The sequence below is a fragment of the Pseudomonas sp. 3MAES_34.3B genome, from assembly GCF_058145875.1.
In genome coordinates, this window is the sequence record NZ_CM176960.1 from 1,674,078 (window position 1) to 1,690,807 (window position 16,730).

At 60.1% G+C, this 16,730-nt stretch carries 15 protein-coding genes; 10 read left to right on the forward strand and 5 right to left on the reverse strand.

Annotated elements, in window-relative coordinates; translation table 11 throughout:
* Window positions 1-220: 220 nt before the first annotated feature.
* The 6 genes from AC3Z8Y_RS07470 to AC3Z8Y_RS07495 are packed head-to-tail and all read left to right on the forward strand — an operon-like array spanning window position 221 to window position 6,847.
* Entirely contained in the window at window positions 221-1,438 is a 1,218-nt protein-coding gene (locus tag AC3Z8Y_RS07470) for a hypothetical protein (RefSeq protein WP_490089111.1), read from the forward strand.
* A gap of 59 nt (window positions 1,439-1,497) precedes the next feature.
* Window positions 1,498-2,586 carry a hypothetical protein gene (locus AC3Z8Y_RS07475; protein WP_490089112.1) on the forward strand — a complete coding sequence of 363 codons (1,089 nt, stop codon included), beginning with the start codon at window positions 1,498-1,500 and terminating at the stop codon, window positions 2,584-2,586.
* Window positions 2,587-2,641: 55 nt separating this feature from the next.
* The gene (locus tag AC3Z8Y_RS07480) at window positions 2,642-3,349 is read left to right on the forward strand and encodes a hypothetical protein (RefSeq protein ID WP_490089113.1); all 708 of its coding nucleotides are present in this window, start codon (window positions 2,642-2,644) and stop codon (window positions 3,347-3,349) included.
* A 53-nt stretch (window positions 3,350-3,402) separates the two neighbouring features.
* Window positions 3,403-4,629 (forward strand): hypothetical protein, encoded by a 1,227-nt coding sequence (locus tag AC3Z8Y_RS07485; protein WP_490089114.1) that lies wholly within the window; start codon window positions 3,403-3,405, stop codon window positions 4,627-4,629.
* 33 nt (window positions 4,630-4,662) lie between these two features.
* Window positions 4,663-5,970, forward strand: a complete 1,308-nt coding sequence (locus tag AC3Z8Y_RS07490; protein ID WP_490089115.1) for a hypothetical protein — start codon at window positions 4,663-4,665, stop codon at window positions 5,968-5,970.
* Entirely contained in the window at window positions 5,960-6,847 is an 888-nt protein-coding gene (locus AC3Z8Y_RS07495) for a hypothetical protein (RefSeq protein WP_490089116.1), read from the forward strand. The genes AC3Z8Y_RS07490 and AC3Z8Y_RS07495 overlap by 11 nt, the downstream gene beginning before the upstream one ends.
* Here the strand turns inward: AC3Z8Y_RS07495 and AC3Z8Y_RS07500 are convergent.
* Window positions 6,828-7,505, reverse strand: coding sequence for a DUF3313 domain-containing protein (locus tag AC3Z8Y_RS07500; RefSeq protein ID WP_490089117.1), 678 nt, complete (start codon window positions 7,503-7,505; stop codon window positions 6,828-6,830). The two genes, AC3Z8Y_RS07495 and AC3Z8Y_RS07500, sit on opposite strands and share 20 nt — an antisense overlap.
* 273 nt (window positions 7,506-7,778) lie before the next feature.
* Here AC3Z8Y_RS07500 and AC3Z8Y_RS07505 point away from each other — a divergent pair, with 273 nt between their 5' ends.
* The 4 genes from AC3Z8Y_RS07505 (at window position 7,779) to codA (ending at window position 12,202) form a co-directional block, all read left to right on the forward strand.
* Window positions 7,779-8,222: a hemerythrin domain-containing protein gene (locus AC3Z8Y_RS07505; RefSeq protein ID WP_490089118.1), complete on the forward strand. Its 444-nt coding sequence runs from the start codon at window positions 7,779-7,781 to the stop codon at window positions 8,220-8,222.
* Between the two features lie 253 nt (window positions 8,223-8,475).
* Entirely contained in the window at window positions 8,476-9,741 is a 1,266-nt protein-coding gene (codB, locus tag AC3Z8Y_RS07510; protein ID WP_490089119.1) for a cytosine permease, read from the forward strand.
* Window positions 9,738-10,961 carry a PucR family transcriptional regulator gene (locus tag AC3Z8Y_RS07515; RefSeq protein WP_490089120.1) on the forward strand — a complete coding sequence of 408 codons (1,224 nt, stop codon included), beginning with the start codon at window positions 9,738-9,740 and terminating at the stop codon, window positions 10,959-10,961. Before codB ends, AC3Z8Y_RS07515 begins: the two co-directional genes overlap by 4 nt.
* Window positions 10,958-12,202: a cytosine deaminase gene (codA, locus tag AC3Z8Y_RS07520; RefSeq protein ID WP_490089121.1), complete on the forward strand. Its 1,245-nt coding sequence runs from the start codon at window positions 10,958-10,960 to the stop codon at window positions 12,200-12,202. The genes AC3Z8Y_RS07515 and codA overlap by 4 nt, the downstream gene beginning before the upstream one ends.
* Before the next feature lie 95 nt (window positions 12,203-12,297).
* On the opposite strand, the gene AC3Z8Y_RS07525 is transcribed toward codA, so the two are convergent.
* From AC3Z8Y_RS07525 to frlA, 4 genes are all read right to left on the reverse strand, one after another.
* A complete protein-coding gene (locus tag AC3Z8Y_RS07525; protein ID WP_490089122.1) occupies window positions 12,298-13,029 on the reverse strand; it encodes a GntR family transcriptional regulator in 732 nt (243 codons plus the stop codon).
* Window positions 13,030-13,110: 81 nt separating this feature from the next.
* Entirely contained in the window at window positions 13,111-13,899 is a 789-nt protein-coding gene (frlD, locus tag AC3Z8Y_RS07530) for a fructoselysine 6-kinase (RefSeq protein WP_490089123.1), read from the reverse strand.
* 53 nt (window positions 13,900-13,952) lie between these two features.
* Window positions 13,953-14,981 carry a fructoselysine 6-phosphate deglycase gene (gene frlB / locus AC3Z8Y_RS07535; protein ID WP_490089124.1) on the reverse strand — a complete coding sequence of 343 codons (1,029 nt, stop codon included), beginning with the start codon at window positions 14,979-14,981 and terminating at the stop codon, window positions 13,953-13,955.
* 20 nt (window positions 14,982-15,001) lie between these two features.
* On the reverse strand, window positions 15,002-16,372 hold the full coding sequence (frlA, locus tag AC3Z8Y_RS07540; protein WP_490089125.1) for a fructoselysine/psicoselysine transporter FrlA: 1,371 nt from the start codon (window positions 16,370-16,372) through the stop codon (window positions 15,002-15,004).
* Window positions 16,373-16,730 lie beyond the last annotated feature (358 nt).

The following is a 16,730-nucleotide window of genomic DNA, read 5'->3' on the forward strand; positions in this document are numbered from 1 at the left end:
ACCTCGTGGGCTTGCGCCGAGCGGCGTTACTTGCGAAGCCAGGGGGGCCTCGTTCAACACGGCCCGGAATATTGATTTGATCAGGGGGCTTTAACGAAGCGGACCAGGGCAGGGCCCTGTCGGGGCGACTTGGACAGCAAGCCCTCAAAAAAGTTCTAGCTATCGTTTTGCTAGTATGCCAAGATTTTTGGCATCCGATAGTCATGGACCGACTTGTGTAATGGCGTTTTTTAATGTCTTGCAACGCTGGCTGTTTTCTCCCCATGGACGACCAAGGCAAGCCTGGGCACTCCCCATCGCGCTTCTATTCCTGGCGCCCGCTACCCCGAGCTTTGCTGGCGAGCAGGCGAACGTTTATTTCGCAGGCTTCGCGCAAGCCGGTAACGCTGCCCAAGCGGATACCGCATTTCCGATTACCGCCCAGCTATTGAAAGAGCGAGGCCCGGACGGCACCAGCCGCCTGGAAGCCGAACTCTGGAAGCAGATTCAGACCGCCAGCCACCCTCAGCTCAACGTGAAGCGCAGTCTCGCTTCGGGCGTTACGCCGGGCGACTCCACCACCATGGCAGTGGTGCTTGAATGGGAAAACGTTTCCAGCGAAACGGTAGCGGGTCGAACCAAACTGGTAGCGGACCTGCACGGGCAGGTCATGGTCTTTGATTTCGATAGCAAGAAGATCATTGGGTCATACCCGATCGCCGTTCAACTGGTTGATGTGTTGAATGGCCCAGTCACACAACAGGCCCGGGTGGATTTGATCCGCGCGCTTTATTACGGCTCTGCCGGCCATGGCCTGTTCAGCCAGGCCGCGAAGCGGTTGGCATCGGTAACCGCCAGGCCTTCGACCGGCAACTACATCCAGGTGGTATCCGTAGAGCTGGAAGACAAAGCCAGGCAAACCCTTGGCGAGTACAAGGCGGACCCGGGTGTATTCATCTCTCGTGTAGCGGATGCATTCGGCGAACGGCTGTTCGAAAACAACCATATCGCCTACGTGCCCTATTCGAAGGGCTCGGCGATCGGATCGAAGATGGCAGCTCGCTTTGCCAATGGCGAAGTGTTCCAGTTGGAACTGCCGACACCGGACTATCGCATTTATCTGCGCGTACGTGGTTTCAAGAAAGCCGTACTGGACTCCAACAATATCGAGGCCGCCTGGGGCTATGCCGCTTATTCCAACGTAGCCATAAAGAGCTATGACGACGCAACGGTCTATCTTGATGCGCCTTTCAAGTTCGCTGTAACCAAAAACGTGATCGCGGGTACCCCAGACCAGGACGACTGGTCTGCCTTCCAGGAATCCATGCTTGCGCTTATCGACCAGACCACGCTTCAAATTGCCAAGCCAGACCGTGCCTGGCTGGATGAATGGTCCAGCGGCAAGCCTGCACAGCTGCAGTTGGAACAACTGTCGAGGGTTGTGCAGCGCGCCCGTTAGCTCCAACTCCAAGTAAGCGCCGAAGTAACGGCCGTGGAATATTTAAAAAAGGATAAGTAATGAAAGGAATGTGGGTTAGCGCCTTGCTTGCGTCGTGTCTGCTCGCGCCTGTGGTTCAGGCTGGCCAGGTACAAGGCCGCGCCGAGGTGCCGTTTTCAAGCGGGCTGTTTGCCAAGGGGCCAAGCGCTGAAGTTCGCCAGGCTGGAATCAAGGCGGCCAAATTCAATGCGTGGAATCGCTACACCGCCAGCTTCAATCCTGCACGTATGAAAAGCTATAAAGCCCTGGAGGCCGACATCCTCGCTCATCTTGATGAATACGTTATTGATTACAGTATTCTCGATGAAGCGGCGAACAACGATGCCCATGTGTTCTCTGTTTCCATCCGGGCAAACATCAACGATGCGGCAGTCGACGCACGCCTCAATGCCGCAGGTTCTGATTCAGCGGGCGCTGGCGGCGGGCAGATGTTCAGCTTCGTGTTCGTTGCCCGCGACACGGCCACGCTCAAATCCTTCCAGGATCGGAACACGTCGATCACCAGCAACGAATCCGAACTCACCGCCAGCAAAAGCGGGGCAATGACCAGCGCTGGCGCTTCCCTCAGCGAATCATCGGCCTCGATGAACAAGGTCACCACCGGCGGGAGCACCTTGCGCCAGGCCGATGATCGTACCTACCGCGTTCGCTCGGGCGCCGACATCGACGCCGCCCTTGTCGAGACGTTGTCCGGTTATGGCTTTGAGGTCGTAGGTTACCCGGATGTGTATTCGAACTGTGGTGGCCCGGCACCTGAGGTGTTGAGCAAGGAATTCGCCGCCGCCGACGAAATGACTCCGGCATCCAGAGCAGCGGCGATCGCATCCGCGCGCAATTGCCAGGTGAAGTACTTCTCGGTAGGAACGCTGGACGTAGGCCTCAGCGATGTCGACCCGGTCACCGGCAACAAGCGCGTTTATGTCTCGGTGCGCGGTCAAGCCTGGGACATTTCGACCAAAATGCCGCGTCGGGTGGCCTCGGTTGGCCCGATCCAATACGCCGGGCTAGGCCCGGACGCCGAAGTGGCGGCTCGCAACGCCCTGCGGCTGGCCGCGGAGCAATCCGCAAAAACCATGGCGGATCAGCTCAACGCCAAAGGCGCCCGCTGATAAACGCAACAGGTTGCATTGAACACCACGCACAGCAGTACCCAAGGAGCGACACATGACTGTTAAAAAAATGGCGGCCCAGTTCGGGCTGACCGGCTGCATCGCCATGGCTGCGGTATTCGCCAGCTTGCCGGCCCAGGCCGCGTTTGCCTTGCCCGGGGTTGCACTTCCCGGCAGCGGTAGCAAGGCCAGCAACGTGGACGTTGGCGGATTGCTGTCCCAGCAGAAGGACCTGATGGGCCGCTTCAACCAATCCATGAACAACATGCTTACGGCTCAGGCGCTCACCCTGCAGGCTGGCGGATTGAAAGACCAGGCCGATGCCATCAGCGCCGCGGCCAACAACTACAAGCAAGGCGCCGTGCAGAGCAAAGACCAGCTGGAGCGTGATACCCAGTTGTCGAAGAATGCCACCGAAACCATCAACGGCTTGATCAAGAAGAATGCTTCGCTGTCGGCCGAGGGCCAAGCCAAGCTGGTGTCGGCTGTGCCGCACTACGCCGTAGGCATGTATGAAGGTACCAAGCTGCCGCAGTCTTTCAAAAGCTGGACCGAATCCGCGAAAAGCGGCGTAAGCAGCCTCACGGCAGACCCACTGAACGCTGGCAAGCTCACCAGCGGCCTAGGTGACGTGACCACTGTGGCAACGAACCTGCCCACCTTGGTGAGCACCTGGACTGCGACCTCCAAGGCCTTCCTCAGCTATGCGAAGTCCAACAAGGTCGATACCAAGGACCTGAGCAGCAAAATGGGCGACATCTGACCCGGCAGCGTCATGAAGGTGGCTTCGGCCACCTTTTTTATGTGAGTGAAAACATGAAGTCGAAGCTATGGATTGGACTGATCGGCCTGCTCAGCTTGCTCGCGGCGCCTGGTGCGTTCGCGGCGGGCAGCGTGGAGCAGGTGACCGTGCAGGCCGAGGGCACAGGCGGTGCGGTGAGTACGGCAACGGCAGCGGCATTGACCTCGGCCATCGCCCAGGTCAACGGGGCTGAAATGGCTTCTTCGGCTATCACCACCGAAGTCACAGCCACCCTGGACACCGCTGATGGGGCCCAGTTTGCTTCGGCCAGCACGGCGGTCGAGGCTGTCGCTCAACGCACCAAAGGGGTGGTGCAGAATTACCGCGTAATGTCGCAGGTTGAAAGTGCCGGCGTATGGACAGTAACCGTCGAGGCGACCATCTCCAGGTATGCCCACTCGGCGCAGGCAGACCGCTTGCGTATGACCGTACTCCCGTTCCGCGCGCAGCGTACCGAGAGCGCCAAGGTTGGCGAGCAATTCGCGACCGAGCTCACCGCACAACTCACCAGCAGCCGAAAGTTCGCCATGCTGGATCGCGCGTTCGAATCCGAGCGCCAGTCGCAGATGTCGTTGATTGCTTCGGGCGGTGCCCCGATCGAAGAGTTGGCCAAGCTGGGCAATCGCTTGGGCACCGATTACATGATCGTGGGTGTGATCGACGAGGCTGGCACCACCACACAGTCCACTGAATTGGCGGGCAGAACCCTCAGCACCAGCACCACTCGCTTGAGCGTGAGCTATCGGGTGATAGACGCGCCTACGGGGCAGATCAAGCTGGCAGACAGCTGGACCGGCACACAACCGGGCGGTTCGCTCGGTGGACTGGCAAACAAGGCTGCCGACGCCATCAGCCGGCAGATCGTGGATGCCATCACGCCGATCAGGGTAGAGAGCGTACTGGGTAACGAACTCTTCCTGGGGCAGGGCGGCAAGTCGATCAAGGTGGGCCAGAAGTACCGATTGCTCATGGCAGGTGAACCTATCGTCGACAGCTATACCAAGGAGAGCCTTGGGCGCCAGGAACTGGACGTGGGGATAATTGAAGTGACCGAGGTGCAAAGCAAGATCGCCAAGGCCAAGGTCCTCAAGGCCAGCGTGGACGTGGCGCAAAAATTCCCTACCAGTACCTTCATCGTGCGCCTGTTGGCCGAAGCGCCAAAGCCCGCTGCTTCCGCTGCACCCTCGAAAATGCCCAAACCCCCTGTAGCCCTCAAGACACGATCAGACAGCGACTGGTAGACCCGTGTCGTACCAACAAGGAAGCCCTGCGTCATGGAAACCTGTTTCAAACAGCTGGCTGTAGCGATTACGTTGAGCACGGTCATGAACGGTCTGGCACAGGCCGCACAACCGATGTCTCTGGATGATTTCGTTCCGCCGGTAAGCGGCGGCGCGGACAAACCCTCATCAGCGGCCTCCCAGGCCGGTGATGTGGTAACTGCAGACAACCTGCAGGATGGCCTTGGTTATGCCTACCAGCAGTTGCTTGCGGACGACGGGCAGGGAATTCTCACGGTCAAGACCAAAACCGGCATGGGGGTAATCTCCGCGTCCACCGTCAACTACACCCGGTATGAAAACCTCAATGCCACTCTACTCAGTAAGCGTGGGGCGTATTTCAAAGCCTTCAACGAAGCCCAGGGCCAGTTGATCAAGTATTTCGAAGGGCTGGAAAGCAATTGCAACAGTGCCGTAAGCGCTCACGAACTTACCCTGGACACGGGCAAGGAGTCGCTTGCTAACGTTGCCTCGGGCAGCAGCGAAACTTGCAAGGAAACCGCCAAGGGAATGTTGGCCGGCTACGTGACCTATAGCGTCAACGACAATGACAAGGACGACGCCGTGACCCTGACGCTGGCAAGCAGCACCAAAACCCGCGGTGCGATGAACCGTATGAATGGGGCCGTTGTATCCTCGTCGGAGCCTAAAAAGGCCTTCGAGTATATCGCTCGGGAAATCTCCCTGGGTGTAGTGCCGCCTATGGGCGCCAAGTTGATCAACGACCCGGAGACGGGTGAGTCGATCGTCATCGGGTTTGGCAGCAGCATCATTCGTCAGAACGCGGACAAGCGGGTAATGGCGTCGATGGCCAAGATGGCAAACGAACAATCCAGGCAGCGCGCCAACAATTCGCTCGTTGCGTTTTTGAACGGGAGCGAGGTTTATTGGCAAGGCGGCTTCGATGAGAAGCAGATCGAATCAGGGCAACAGTTCGACGTGCCAGTGGATGCAAATGGCAAGGCCCAGGCGCCGGTTGCCTTCGCCGACACTCGAAATACTTTCCTGAATACGGTCAGCCATTCCGAAGACTTCAAGAGCTTCACGGGGGGTAAGTTGCCCCCTGGCGTAATAACCAAGACTTTCGCCTCCGAAGACGGCTACTGGTCCAATACCATTGCTATCTACCGTCCTTCCGCCACCCTCGTGGCTCAACAGGAAGGGCGGGAAAATCGTCAGGCGGCAGGCGCAGCTGCGCAGGGCACATCAAGCCGGCCGGTTCAGATCGAAGGCGGCGTAGCGCCAGGCGCCGCTAATCCCAAGGGGCCGACGGGATCTGTGGTCAGGGACAATGATTTCTAGCCGCGCCTACGTGCAAAGGCTGGTCCGGTTTGCGGCGCCGTGCTTGCTGTTGGCGATGCCCATTGGCGCGGTAGCAGAGGCAGCATTGAACGGCGCAAATACCTTGCGGGGCTTTATTCAAGCCAACCCTGAACTGCAAGCGGTGTTCGGGCGTTCATCGATCGATGCCGTGTCGCCTGCGCGCGCCTCGGCCACTGCCGATGTGGGAACAGCCCGCCACGCGGTGGTCCTTTACCCGGAAGCTTTGCAGGGCAGCACAGGCGAACAGTTTTGCCATGCTGCACTGGCAACGCCTGAACGTGCGCATTGGTTAGCGCAACTCAGGGTTTTGCCAGGCAGTGACGATCAAATTGCAGACCTGCTCGACCAGGCGTACCCGGTAAAAACCTTGCTGCGGCGGGTGCAATTCCACTCGATCACTGCACCTTCCGGTTGGCGCGCCGCTGTGTGTGCTGTCAAGCGGGAGGACCTCACCCTGGTTTTCCCACCCCGGCCTGAGCTGGCAAGCGTGCGAGCCGCTACCTACATCGCTGGAAAGCAGCTATTTGCCTCGGGCCAGTTAGATGAAGCCTTGGGCCGTTTCAAGGCACTGAAGTCAGATCCGGATAACTACCCTGATGCGCTGCTGTTTATTGTCGCCATTCTGGACGAGCGAGCTCCATCCATTGCCGAAACGCTTCGGCGTGACCATGTTCGATTGGCCGCGGTGACCGACCCCGATGCATTGAATGCCTACATTCAGGCATCGGTCGCTGGGGGCTACCTGGCGGATGCTCGAAACGCGCGTGACAGGTGCGGTGAACTGGCAGACAGATGCCACCTGACCAGCGATGGCGTTGGCAAATGCATGTGTGTAACTAGTGACCAGCCGCCTTGAGCTTTTCAAAGCTCAGGCGCAGGTCGGTGGCCCAGCCGTCGAGCACAGGCTTCACGGCTTCCAGGGTGAGTTGGGTCTTGTCATTCTCGAGTGCCTGGCCGGCCCCTTTGCGCACTACCTGGGCTAATACCTTGTTGCTGTCGGCATCCAGAACCACAGCCTCGGTCGCTATTTCCACATTCTGGTCACGGCCGCCGGAAGCGGTATTGACCGCAGCGGCGACCAGGGCGATGGGTATGACTTCATAAGGCTTGAGGCCCTCGGTGCTGGTGGAAACAGCAGTGATTGCCGGTCGGATAATCAGCGTATGTGGCCCAGGTGCGCTGGCCAGCGGTATCTCTTTCCCGAGTTCACGCTTGAGGGCTGTGTCGTAATAGGCACTGATTGATTGAAGGGCCTGTGCCGAGATCACTGGGCTGGGCTGGGGCCGGGGGTAGAACTGGCTGGGCTCGATGTAAACCTGGGTGTATTGGGCGGGGTTCACTGTAGGGTCTATCCAGCGCATTACCGGTGCGCCGGTAGCGCTTTCAGCCGGCTTGAGGCGGCTGTAGTCTTTCAAAAACCCCGAATACTGGCTTGGGTCGACCTGGGAACTGGCACAACCCGCCAGCCCGATTACAGCACACCACAGCAGCGTATTGAGCGCCGGTAGTTTCATCACATATCTCCAGTTCATGGAGCCCTGGCTCTGAAGTAGGGCAAGTCGCCGTATTCCATCAAGGATGCTCGCATGGCTGGGTTGCTGGCCTTTGCCGACGTCCAATCGAAGCGAACGCGTCGCATGTCAACGCAGTTTAGATGCGTCGCCAGAAAGCGCTGTAAATTTTATTTGCGCCCCCTCAATGATGGCGCTTATCGCTTTGTTGCCTGCGAACGCCACGTATCAGGCCCGGTCTAACGCCTCGCCATCAGAGGCATAACCAAGGTTGATATGAATATTTTCGAAGCTTTACGCGAAAGTCACGACCGCCAGAGGGGCTACGCAGAGTCGCTGCTGCAAACCCATGGCGACAGCAGCGAACGCAAGGAAGCCTACCAGCGGCTGAAGGCCGAGCTTCAGGCGCACGAAACGGCAGAAGAACGCTGCTTTTATATCCCGTTGATGGCCCATGACAACGGCGTGGACCTCAGCAGGCATGCGATCTCCGAGCATCACGAAATGGACGAGATGATGGAGGAGCTGGACGCCACCGAGATGTCCAGCCCCAGTTGGCTCGCTACGGCCAGGAAGCTCTCCGACAAAGTGCATCATCACTTGAAGGAAGAAGAGCACAAGTTCTTCCAGGCGGCGGGCAAGCTGCTTGATCCTCAGCAAAAAGAAGCGCTGGCGGGCTTGTACCTGGCCGAGTATGAAGCCCAGCTGGAGACGGCCTGAAGGTTCGTCGTGCGCCTGTTAGCCAGGCTGCGGGGTTCGGACGAGGTCCTCAATTGGTGCGGTATGAGCTCAAGGCAGGGCACCCCGCACAGCTGAAATGTGTTTTAGCCAAGGAAAATGTGCTTGTTGCACAGTGTTCTCGGTCGGTACTGCCTCGTTCTATCGATTTTTCAGGCTTTTCCAAAAACGGCCTGTGATTTGCTCTCTTCTCGATGCGCTTCGTTACCCATCACGCACCCGAGAGGAGAACAGAATGAGCTCACCTGGAGATTTCCCGTTAAGCGAGGCTCCCGCGTCTGCCAGGAAAGGGCTGCTGTCCATTTCCATGGTGCTGTTCAGTTTTACTTTTTTCACCGGCACCATGTTCGCCGGTGGCAAGCTGGGCATGGCCTTCGCCTTCACCGACATGCTGTGGATTGCCTTTATCGGCAATAGCCTGCTGGCGCTCTATGCGGCAGGCTTGGCGTTCATTGCCTCGCGCAGCGGCTTGAACACCGTATTGATGGGGCGCTTCTGTTTTGGCGAAGCGGGCAGCCGGCTTTCGGATTTCCTCCTGGGTTTCGCCGAGCTGGGCTGGTACGCCTGGGGTACCGCGACCGTTGCGATCGTGCTGGTGAAGATACTCGGCCTTACCGAGGGCCTCACCACACCCCTGATGGTGCTGTTCGGCTTTGGCTTCAGCATTACCGCCATCGTGGGCTATAAAGGCCTGGATGTGCTCTCGCGGGTGTCGGTGCCCTTGATGTTTATCCTACTGATGGTTTCCATGTACATCGCCACAGGCCATGTCGGCGGTTTTCAGGGGCTTGCCGCTGTTATCCCGCATGAGACGATGACGTTCTCCGCCGCCGTGACCATGGTGTTCGGTACCTTCGCCAGCGGCGCCACCCAGGCCACCAACTGGACGCGCCTGTCGCGCACGGGGCGTGTGGCGATTATCGCAAGCGTGGTGAGCTTTCTGATCGGCAACGGTTTGATGGTGGTCGCCGGCGCCTGGTGCGCGATCGTGTACCAGCAGGCCGATATCGTTGAGGTGATGATCCTCCAGAGCTTGTCCTTCGCGGCGGTGATCATGCTGTGCCTCAACCTGTGGACGATCCAGGGGCCAACCATTTACAACGTCTCCGCCGCGGCGTGCCATCTGCTGCGCAGTGAGCGCCGTCGCACCATGACCCTCCTGGCGGCCGCGCTGGGCGTGGTGCTCGCGATCGGCGGCATGTATGAAATGCTGATCCCGTTCCTGGTATTGCTGGGCTCGATCATCCCGCCGGTGGGTGGCGTGATCATGGCGGACTTCTGGTACCGTCACCGCGGTAAATACCCGTTGTTGGCTACTGCCAGCCTGCCGCGCTACAACGTCAAGGGCCTGGTTGCCTATGGCATAGGGGCGGTGCTTGCGTACTGCTCGCCCTGGGTCGCCCCGTTGGTAGGCATTGCGGTGGCGGCGGTGTGCTACATCGGGCTGCTCCAGTTCACCGGCCGTCGTGCTGAAATGCCGGCCCTGCAGGGGGATCAATGAGCCTCACGGTTGCAGAAATCCTCAAGCTGCCTGGGCTGGAAGAGCTGGCCTTGCGTGCCGGGGCCAACCAGTTGCACCGCAGCGTGCGCTGGCCCTACGTGGCCGAGAACGAGGGTATTGCCGAGTGGGTGATCGGCGGCGAACTGGTGTTTGTCACGGGCATCAACCACACCCGTGATGAAGCGAACCTCCTGAGCCTGGTCGAGGACGGTGTTGCCGCAGGCATTGCAGGCCTGGTGATCCTCACGGGAGGAACGTTCATTCAGCGCATTCCGCTGGCGGTGATCGAGCGGGCTGACCAACTCGGCTTGCCGCTGATCGAGCAGCCCTACCTATTGAAAATGGTGGTGGTCACCCATGCAATCGGTACCGCATTGGTGCACATGGATCAGGCGCAGCGGTCCCGGCACGACATTCTCAGCCAGTTGCTCAGCGGGGATTACCCGAGCCTGGCCATCGCCCGGCAACGCGCCGAGCACGCGCAATTGCCCGTCGATGGCCCGCGTCGTCTGGTGGCGCTGCGGTTGTCGTCGGTGGCTATGCTGTTCGAACGCTACGCCCCGGCGGTAGCAGAGCAGCGCTTGCAGCACATCCGGCAGGCGTTGCGCGCTGAACTGGAGGCCTGGAACCGCGCCTTCGCCGCGCCGCTGCCGGTGGTGCAGCAGGGCGACCTGTTTATCGTGTTATTGCCTGACGCCGATACTCTGCGTGCCGACCTGTTGAAGCTTTACAGGGCGCTGGCTCCGGTGATCGGTGACCTCACGCTGTTCATGGGGGTGGCGAACCCCGTCGGCGATTGCGGCCAGTATCGCCAAGCCCTGAACGAAGCGCGCCAGGCGCTGGATGTGGCCGAACATCTACAGCCTGCCAATGGGTTCTGCGACTTCAGCGAACTGGGGGTGTTGCGGTTGTTACAAGCCATCGGGGACCGCTCGGTGATCGACCACTTCGTGCAACGCACCCTTGGCGCATTGATAGAACCCTCACGCAAGCACCCCTTTACGCTGATCGAAACCCTGGACGCGTTGCTGCAGGAAAACGGTAACGCCCTGATGGCTGCCGGGCGGCTGGGCATCCACCGCAATACCCTCAACCAGCGCCTGGAACGTATCGAACAACGAAGTGGCCAGTCGTTGGACGACCCTCTTTTCCGAATGAATGCCTCTGTCGCGCTGCTGGTTTGGCACACGACCGAAGCCCCGACCAAGGAGTTAGCATGAATATTCTCAACGCCCGCCTGCGTGGCAAAACCGGCTTGTTTCGCATCGAGCTCGACGGTGATCGCATTGGCGCCATCGTTCCACAGCCCGCGGTAGTCCAGGCCAGCAACGAAGCCGAAGTGGACGCCGGGCAAAACCTGGTCACCGCGCCCTTCGTGGAGCCGCATATTCACCTCGACGCCACCCTGACGGCGGGCGAACCGGCCTGGAACATGAGCGGTACCTTGTTCGAGGGGATCGAGCGCTGGGCCGAACGCAAGGCGGTGGTGACCCACGAAGACACCAAGGTCCGTGCGCGCCGGACCATCGACATGCTGGTAGACCACGGCATCCAGCATGTACGTACCCATGTGGACGTCACCGACCCTTCCTTCGCCGCGCTCAAAGCCATGCTGGAGGTGCGTGAGGAGGCGCGACACCTGATCGACCTGCAGATCGTGGCGTTTCCCCAGGAAGGCATCGAGTCCTACAAGGACGGCCGCGCCTTGATGACCGAGGCGATCGCCATGGGCGCGGACGTGGTGGGGGGTATTCCGCATTTCGAAAACACTCGGGATCAGGGCGTGACGTCGGTGAAGTTCCTGATGGACCTGGCCGAGCGCACCGGTTGCCTGGTGGACGTGCATTGCGATGAAACCGACGACCCGCAATCGCGTTTTCTCGAAGTGCTGGCCGAAGAGGCGCGGGTGCGGGAGATGGGCGAAAGGGTAACGGCCAGCCACACCGTAGCCATGGGCTCGTACGACAACGCCTATTGCTCCAAGCTGTTCCGGCTGCTCAAGGCCTCGAAGATCAACTTCGTCTCCTGCCCCACGGAAAGCATCCATTTGCAGGGGCGTTTCGACACGTACCCGAAACGCCGTGGCGTTACCCGGGTGGCCGAGATCGACCGCGCCGGCATGAACATCTGCTTCGGCCAGGATTCGATCGTGGACCCGTGGTACCCGCTGGGCAACGGCAATATCGTGCGCATCCTCGAAGCAGGCCTGCACATCTGCCACATGCTCGGCTATGAAGACCTCCAGCGCTCGCTGGACCTGATCACCGACAACAGCGCACGCACCCTGCACCTGGGCGAGCGCTACGGGCTTGAGGTCGGCCGCCCGGCGAACCTGGTGATCCTGTCCGCGCCGGACGACTACGAAATGATCCGCAGCCAGGGGCAGGTGCTGACCTCGATTCGCGGTGGGAAAGTGCTGATGCAGCGCACCCCGGCGCGGGTGGAGCGGTTCGGGGGTTAAATGCGAGGGTAGCAGCAGGGCCGGGCCACCGCCGAACCTGCGGGCCTCGCGGCCCGGTCGCCGCCAAGGCGTGCTGCTACAGAACGGCGGCTTCACTACCTGTGTGTATTGTCGATGGTCAAACTCACCCGATTGGCGCGGCAATACAGTTCGGAGCAGTGTACGGGGCGGCCGTCCTGGTCGTAGGCGGTTTTGCTGATGCGGAACAGCGGCTCGCCGAGCTCACAGCCTAGCCATTTGGCTTCTGCCTTGGTGGCGGTGTAGATATCTATGAGCTTGCGGTCGCTGCGCACGTAGGTTTCGTAGCCTTCATCGAACAGCTGGTACGTGGAGCGCCCGGGTTGGTAACGCTGGTCGAACTCAGGGTAGCGAGCCAGAGGGATGTAGGAATGGTCGATGAATAGCGGCTCGTCTTCGAGGTACATCACCCGCACCAGCTTGAACAGGCGCCCCCCGTCAGGCACGTCCAATCGCTGGGCATAGTCGTCAACAGGGATCAGCTCCTGCTTGATCACTTCTTCGCGAGTGTTCTTGCCCTGGGCCACGCCGAAATCGGTGAAGCCGCTGACGGTGAGCAGGGCGTTTTCCACCTTTCGGCCTTGCACAAAGGTGCCTTTGCCTTGCAGCCGGGTGAGCACGCCGCTTTTCACCAGGTCGGTAATGGCCTTGCGCACGGTGATCCTGCTCACGCCGTGCAGTTCACAGAGTTCGGGCTCTGTGGGGATCTGCCCGTCCACCGGGTACACGCCCTGCTCGATGGCTTCGAGTATCCGCTGGCGGACCACCGCATAAAGCCGCTGGGACGAGTTGCGTTGCAAGCTGGGCATGGACCATCCTTGTTGGATCACGAACACAACGGCCAGTATAAAGGCCGGCGCCCTTGCTGCCAGTTTTTCCCCGGCTGGCGTTCAGCCCCAGGCGCCCTGGCACTGCAAGGTCAACGCTGCGCCACAGGCGCCTTGCCTCATCGCCTCCTCGAGGGCGGCACCCTTGGCGACTGCGCTTAGAAAACCGGCAATAAAAGCATCGCCGGCGCCCATGGTGTCGACGATGTTCACAGGTATCGCGCACTGATGGTAAAAGCGCTCACCGTGACAGGCCAGGCTACCTCCGGCGCCGAGCGTGGCAATCACAGTGCCTGCCCCCATGCACGCCACTTCGCGCAGGCGGGCGCGCAGTTGAGGCGTGTCCTCTTGCGCCGAGGCGAATGCGTAATCCAGGCTTGGCGGTAACGTGCCCCATAGTGGGCTGTCCCACTTGTCGGCGAAGTCAAAGCTGATGATTTTGTTCCACGCTTTAAGCGTGGGCAGGTAGGGCTCTACATGGCCCCAGATGCCGGCGTGCACCATGTCGAACCCCGCGATCCAGGCCAGGTCTTCATCGGTCAGATAAAAACTGCTCATCACGCCTTCCAGGTAATCGCCCAGCACGCGATCACTGCCGCGAAGCTCCACGAACGTTTGCGCGGTGCTGCCAGGCTTGCTGTGCACGTGGCTCACATCCACCCCTTCAGCCGCCATCTCGCCGCGTAATTGCCAGCCGTATTGATCCTCGCCCACCCAGCCCACATAGGCGGGACTTACCCCATGCCGGCTGCAGTGCACCGCGACATTGACCGCATTGCCCCCCGAAAACCCCCGGCCCAAGGCCGGGTACACGTCGATACAGTTATCCCCAACCGTTACCAGGCTTTTCATCACTGTTCCCCCTGCGGAAAAGAGACGGGGCGACCCACGCCGCCCCGAGCCACCTAGTACTGCACCAAGCCACCGTAGTAGCGGCGGTCGTCCGGGTTATGGTCCTTGTAGATCGAGAGGTAGTAGCACAGCCATTCCATCGGCACGAACATCAGGAACGGCGCCAGCCAAGGGTGCAAACCGTGGCTGATTTCGGCGTAGTCCACCACGATCACCGCGTCGGTGTATTGCTTCACGAATTTGATGGCGCGTTCAGTGGTATGGCGGCTTTCATCGGTACCCAGCAGGAACAGGAATGGCACGCCGGGCTCGACCACTTCCAGCGGGCCATGGCGGAACTCACCGCTCTCCAGCACGCTGCCGTGTGTCCAGGTGAATTCCATCAAGGTCACGATCCCTTCCTTGTAGGCCAGCGGCCGCAACGGGCCTGCCGCAACGGTGTAGATCATGGGCCAGGCGGCGGCGCGCTCGCCCAGCGCACGGCCTTTTTCTTCCCAACCCCGCACCAGTTCCCCCAGTACCATTGGCAGTTGCTGGAGCTCGCGGGCAATCCGGGCCACGTCGGGGTGAGGGGAGGGCTCCAGCCGGTTGATCATCTCCAAGGCCACGGTGTAGCAAAGCAGCAGGTGGATTTCCCAGATGCAATCGGCCTCATAGGCCAGTACCTGTTCCGCCACTTCGGTGATGGGGCTGTCGGGGCGCTTGGTGAACGCTGCGGTCAGGGCGCCGCGCGCCTTGGCGATCCGCAGGGCCTCGATCACCTCTTCGGTCTTGCCGTAATCCGACACACCGATCACCGCGCAGCGCTCGTCCAGCCGGTAAGGGGTGTTGTCGCAGAATTCCCAGCCCGAATAAGCCATGCACTGCAAACCCGAATAACGGTCCACCAGATGTTTGGCGGTTTGCGCGGCGTTCAGCGGCGAGCCACAGGCCACGAAATAGAAGCGGTCCACGCCGCGGGCGAGCATCTGCTCGACGATGGCCTTGACCTTGGGTACGTCCACGGCCAGCACCTTTTGGACCTCCTGAACCATGTTCTCGGTGACCAGAAAATCCACGGTGCTTTTGTCGATATCCAGCATGTCGTTCTCTCCAGGGGTGATCAGGTCGGTTGTACTTCGAGGGCGGCAAGGCGCTTGTTCCGCCGCTCCCAATACGCGTAGGCAGGCAGGCCGGTCGCGATCACCACAAGTGCGCACACCAGGCCGGGAACCGGCGCCCATACGAATGTGGAAGCCACCAGAATCAGGCTCGACGCCAGGGCGAGGAAGGTCATCAGGCCAAAGGCCGGGGTGCGCCACAGGGGGTTGTAAGCCGGTTGGCGGCGGCACCAGATGATCGAGCCAAACGTGAGGGTGTTCTTGAAGCACATCACCAGCGTGAAGTAGCCCAGCAGCGCGGTGAGGTTAGAGGCATAGATGAACACGATACCCAGCGCGCATTGCAGCACGATGGAGTAGTCCGGCGTGTGGAAGCGCGGGTGTACGTGGGCGAAGCACTTGAAGAAGAGGTTGTCCTTGGCCATGGCGTACTCCAGCCGTGGCTGGTACATCACGCAGCTGGACAGCGAGCCGAGGATCACGATGATTGCCGTGACCGCGATGAATATCCCCGCCACGTTGCCCAGGGCAGGCAGGTAGGTCACCGCGTCGGACAACGGCGTTTCAGACCCCAGCAGCCGGTCGAAGGGCATCATTCCGGTGATCACCAGCGCCAGCAACGAGTAGAGCACCAGCACCAGCAGGCAGGAGCCAATCAACGCCCGTGGCATGGTCTTGCCCGGCTGTTTGATCTCGCCCGTCATGTAGCAGATCGAGGCCATGCCGGTATAGGACCAACTGGTCGCAGAAATGCCGGCCAGTAGAGCCATCAAGCCCGCACCTGCACTCAAGGCGGGCCCGGAGGCTACGGGAGCAGTAAGGTTTGCCCCGTTGATATAGAAAATCCCCAGGCCGATGACGAGGGTAAAGGGGATGATCTTGGCCACGGTGATAAGCGTCTGAAAGGTTGCCCCACCTTCTACTGAACGCAGGTGCAGCAGCATGAAGCAGAGGATCAAGGCAGTGGCCAGCAGCTTACCCGCCAAGGGGCTCACGGGCAGGATGAAGTTCAGGTTGCTCACAATGGCCAAGGCCATGATCGACAGCGAAGGCGCGTCGTTGGCCCAAAAACTTGTCCAGCCCGACAGAAACGCCAAGGGCCTGCTGCCGGCTTTCTTCAGGTAGATGTAGTCGGCGCCATTCTCGGGGTATGCGGTAGACAGCTCGGCGTATACGCACATCTGCGGGATAACGATCAGCCCGCCAATTACAAAGGCAAGGATGGTGAGCAGCGGTGTGCCTGCCGCCTTCGCTACCTCACCCACCGAAACGAAAATACCCGAACCCACCGTCGTGCCCACCGCGATCGCCAGCACAGGCCAGAAGCCCAGCTTGCGCGCGAGTTCTTTGGAATACCCTTCTGAGACCTGCATATGCCCACCCGATTGTTTTCATTATTGGGGGCCGCCGTGACAGGCGGCAGTGACACGCACTGTAAACCCAGTCAAATACGCTCACTCAAAAGCATGACGATATATAACGTATTTATGATGAATGTAGCAGGCAGGCGCAAGGGCGCAAATTTATTTTTGCTGAGGGAACGTAGGGGTTCCCAGGCTTCGCTTGGTCCTACAGCCCCGCTGTGAAGAGGGATATGGGGATCGACGCGGTGGGAGTAGGCGGCAGCCTGCGAACAGGCATTGCGCCTGTTGTATGCAATTCCCAGGCTTCGCCTGGTCCTACGAGCCCCGCCTGAACGCGGATATTGGGATCGACACGGTAGGAGTAGGC

Excerpts from the sequence above, each read along its gene's own strand:
- AC3Z8Y_RS07470 (WP_490089111.1), top strand. The coding sequence starts at position 221 with ATGGCGTTTTTTAATGTCTTGCAACGCTGGCTGTTTTCTCCCCATGGA.
- AC3Z8Y_RS07475 (WP_490089112.1), top strand. The coding sequence starts at position 1,498 with ATGAAAGGAATGTGGGTTAGCGCCTTGCTTGCGTCGTGTCTGCTCGCG.
- AC3Z8Y_RS07480 (WP_490089113.1), top strand. The coding sequence starts at position 2,642 with ATGACTGTTAAAAAAATGGCGGCCCAGTTCGGGCTGACCGGCTGCATC.
- AC3Z8Y_RS07485 (WP_490089114.1), top strand. The coding sequence starts at position 3,403 with ATGAAGTCGAAGCTATGGATTGGACTGATCGGCCTGCTCAGCTTGCTC.
- AC3Z8Y_RS07490 (WP_490089115.1), top strand. The coding sequence starts at position 4,663 with ATGGAAACCTGTTTCAAACAGCTGGCTGTAGCGATTACGTTGAGCACG.
- AC3Z8Y_RS07495 (WP_490089116.1), top strand. The coding sequence starts at position 5,960 with ATGATTTCTAGCCGCGCCTACGTGCAAAGGCTGGTCCGGTTTGCGGCG.
- AC3Z8Y_RS07500 (WP_490089117.1), bottom strand. The coding sequence starts at position 7,505 with ATGAAACTACCGGCGCTCAATACGCTGCTGTGGTGTGCTGTAATCGGG.
- AC3Z8Y_RS07505 (WP_490089118.1), top strand. The coding sequence starts at position 7,779 with ATGAATATTTTCGAAGCTTTACGCGAAAGTCACGACCGCCAGAGGGGC.
- codB (WP_490089119.1), top strand. The coding sequence starts at position 8,476 with ATGAGCTCACCTGGAGATTTCCCGTTAAGCGAGGCTCCCGCGTCTGCC.
- AC3Z8Y_RS07515 (WP_490089120.1), top strand. The coding sequence starts at position 9,738 with ATGAGCCTCACGGTTGCAGAAATCCTCAAGCTGCCTGGGCTGGAAGAG.
- codA (WP_490089121.1), top strand. The coding sequence starts at position 10,958 with ATGAATATTCTCAACGCCCGCCTGCGTGGCAAAACCGGCTTGTTTCGC.
- AC3Z8Y_RS07525 (WP_490089122.1), bottom strand. The coding sequence starts at position 13,029 with ATGCCCAGCTTGCAACGCAACTCGTCCCAGCGGCTTTATGCGGTGGTC.
- frlD (WP_490089123.1), bottom strand. The coding sequence starts at position 13,899 with ATGAAAAGCCTGGTAACGGTTGGGGATAACTGTATCGACGTGTACCCG.
- frlB (WP_490089124.1), bottom strand. The coding sequence starts at position 14,981 with ATGCTGGATATCGACAAAAGCACCGTGGATTTTCTGGTCACCGAGAAC.
- frlA (WP_490089125.1), bottom strand. The coding sequence starts at position 16,372 with ATGCAGGTCTCAGAAGGGTATTCCAAAGAACTCGCGCGCAAGCTGGGC.